The following is a 2,987-nucleotide window of genomic DNA, read 5'->3' on the forward strand; positions in this document are numbered from 1 at the left end:
AGGTATGCAAATTCATGGCAAGAGTAGGGATGTGTCGCATCCACACGGTAGCTGTTTTCTCGCCCACTGACTGAATGCGCCCCAACCGGCCGTTAACGTCTTGGCGATCGGGCGCGTACACTTCCACCAAGGAACCAATTTTAAGCGTCAGGTGGTGGGCGATCTTAGGTTCGCCTTCAGGTTTTACTTTTTTGTCGCGCCCCTGTAAAGTTTTGGCAACCTGAGCCGGATTGCTGCGAGCGTCAATCGCCAAAGCGATGACCTGCTTCTTGGTCATCCCCGCAGAGCGATTCAGTATTTTCCACTTCACTTCGTCCCCTCCAATAAAACTGAGAGCATCCACAGCTCGAGTAAATTGGGCATCCCGGTAAATCGTTCTGGGGGAAGCTTTGAACCGTTCTCCTAACTCTCGTGCTGTTTTGTCTGTCAAGCTGCCATTTTGACAGCTTGCTCTATCTGGCATTGTTGTGTCTGTCAAGTGGTTATTTTGACAGCTTGCCTCATCTGGCATTGTTTTGTCTGTCAAGCTGCCATTTTGACAGCTTGCTCTATCTGGCGATATTTTGTCTGTCAAACTGTCATTTTGACAGTTTGCCGAACGCTTGCCCCCGTGAGATTCCTTGGTCAGCTCGTACCAGGTGCCGCGCAGGTAGCTAACGGATTCTGGCGTCAAGCTGCGCCGTCCCAGTTGGTTGGCGATCGTCCAGACCTTGACTGCATTCCGACTGTCAAAAGACATCTCTACAGTTTGGTAGGGGATGCTGTGCGCGGTACAAATAGAATACCTGTTGTGACCGTCGATGAGAAACTTTTCCTCGGCCCAGACTACTAACGGGTCGCGGCATCCTACCTCCAGAATACTGGCTTGCAGGGCTGCTTTTTCGCCCTTACTTAGGGGAGGGATGAGGGATTGGAATTCAGAGTCTATCCGCAGTTCTTCCGCAACGGAGGAGGTGTACACACCAACACCCCCTGGCAAAACGATTAACGGTTGTTGCTCTTGATTGTCGGCTTCTGATTGCATTTGACGCATTCCTGACTCGCTTGTCTCATGCCAGTCGCGCCCGCGCTGACTATTGTACGCAGCTTATGGCTAGGCGCGGGCTGAATTTTCGTTGAATTATTCAACGATAACATAGCGACTGTCGAAAACCGTCAAGAAAATGCGAAAATAGTTGAAAAAGGGAAACGTTATCGACGCTATGCCACCTAGTAAAGGAATCCAGCCTCATCCCAACTCGTTAGCCAATCTCAACCGCTCAGGCGGACAACCTCGCTATGAAGAACCCAAGAAGCAAAGAAATATCCAGGTAACGTCGGTAGGGTGGGAAGGAATTCGCGCGATCGCCATTGAACGCGGATTGAGTCTCAACGAGTTGATAGAACAGATTGGCAGGGGTCTGATTCCCCTTGGCGGTGAAAAAAGTAACTAATCGCCTGGTCAGGAAAGTGAGGGTTAGATCGAGAAAACTTTCTATCAACTCGTTACCAGAAGTTTTTTTGATAGTAATGACGGGGTTTTTATCTGTAAAAAATTGTTAAAAATTACGGTTTTTTGCCGTGTAAATTTATCAGAAAGAAATAAATATAATGGTTCAATCATCTCCAAAACTTATAACTGTCGATGAATTTATTACCAACTACGGCGACAGCGATTGCTACGAACTGATTGATGGTGAATTAACCGAAATGGAACCAACAGGGCCGCACGAACAAGTATCCGGTTTTCTGGGACGAAAACTGAATGTAGAAATTGACCGCCTGGATCTACCCTACCTTATCCCCCCTCGCTGTCTCATCAAACTATTAGGAACAGCAACAGCCTTTCGCCCCGATGTGCTTGTATTAGACCAAACTCGACTAATTAATGAACCTTTGTGGCAACAAGAACCTGTAATTACATCAGGTTCCTCAATTAAACTGATTGCTGAAGTCGTTAGCACCAACTGGCAGAACGATTACGCTCGCAAAGTTGAAGATTATGCCCTGCTTGGAGTGCCTGAGTATTGGATTGTTGACTATTTGGGCATTGGTGGCAGAGAATATATTGGCAAACCCAAACAGCCGACAGTTACAATTTGTACGCTGCGAGAAGACGAGTATCAAAAACAGTTGTTTCAAAATGACGATCGGCTTATTTCATCAATCTTTCCCGACTTGCAATTAACCGCACAAAAAATCTTCCCTGCCGGCAGATATTCTGCTATGTAGCTTATATCCAGGTAACGTCGGTAGGATGGAGGAAATTCGTGCGGTGTGATCGCCATTGAACGAGGATTGAGCCTCAACGAATTGATCGAACAGATTGGCAGGGGTCTGATTCCCCTTGGCGGTGAAAAAAGTAACTAATCGCCCGATCTGGAAAGGGAGAGTTAGATCGAGAAAACTTTCTATCAACTCGTTACCAGAAGTTTTTTTGAAAAAGAACACTAATTTAGTCGTTGATTCTCCGAGCATTCTAACTAGCTCTCAAAATTTGCTTAATTAGGGAGACAACTTGCTGCGGTCGATGCTCAAAGTGCTTCTTGATTTGAAATTTTAACGAATCAGCAGGTACATCTTTTTTGTTAATTTTAAGGCGAATATGCTCACTTCGTGGGACAGTGGAATTGAGCGCTCGAATAACAGTGTGGCATTGTCGGAGAGTGAGGCTATCGACTTGAATGAAAGACCGATTCAATGTGCCGGTATCGAGTTGAATATTAGAAGCAAATTCGGCTTGAACTTGTAGCGAAGATGTGAGGCGCTGTTCTTCTGTGGGTTCTGGAGTTGCTGCACATTCTTCTGCAACAGCAGGAAAGGAAGCAATTTCATGGAGAAGAGGCACAAAATCTGGGGCAAGTTCTGCTGAGAGTTTTTCAGAAGGATTCATCCGCTTCGATGCTAACAGCGTAGCGATATAGTGAACAATTAAGCCACCGTAACCAAAAATTACCACAGTTTCAATTGCGAGGGTGAGAAAATGCTGAATAGGTTGATACATGATT

General features: G+C 46.0%; 4 protein-coding genes. 2 read left to right on the forward strand and 2 right to left on the reverse strand.

Translation table 11 applies throughout. From position 1 onward, the window contains the following. Window positions 1-1,033 (reverse strand): hypothetical protein (locus WBA89_RS28810; RefSeq protein WP_424411046.1); only part of this gene is annotated, 1,033 nt, incomplete at its 3' end. Window positions 1,034-1,202: 169 nt separating this feature from the next. On the opposite strand from WBA89_RS28810, the gene WBA89_RS28815 reads away from it, so the two are divergent. After that, window positions 1,203-1,433 carry a hypothetical protein gene (locus tag WBA89_RS28815; RefSeq protein ID WP_333279652.1) on the forward strand — a complete coding sequence of 77 codons (231 nt, stop codon included), beginning with the start codon at window positions 1,203-1,205 and terminating at the stop codon, window positions 1,431-1,433. A 157-nt stretch (window positions 1,434-1,590) separates the two neighbouring features. After that, window positions 1,591-2,211, forward strand: coding sequence for a Uma2 family endonuclease (locus tag WBA89_RS28820; protein ID WP_424411047.1), 621 nt, complete (start codon window positions 1,591-1,593; stop codon window positions 2,209-2,211). Window positions 2,212-2,458: 247 nt separating this feature from the next. On the opposite strand, the gene WBA89_RS28825 is transcribed toward WBA89_RS28820, so the two are convergent. Then, the coding region (locus tag WBA89_RS28825) for a hypothetical protein (RefSeq protein ID WP_424411048.1) at window positions 2,459-2,987 on the reverse strand (529 nt) is incomplete at its 5' end.

The sequence above is a fragment of the Microcoleus sp. genome (assembly GCF_049646505.1).
Taxonomy (GTDB): domain Bacteria; phylum Cyanobacteriota; class Cyanobacteriia; order Cyanobacteriales; family Microcoleaceae; genus Microcoleus.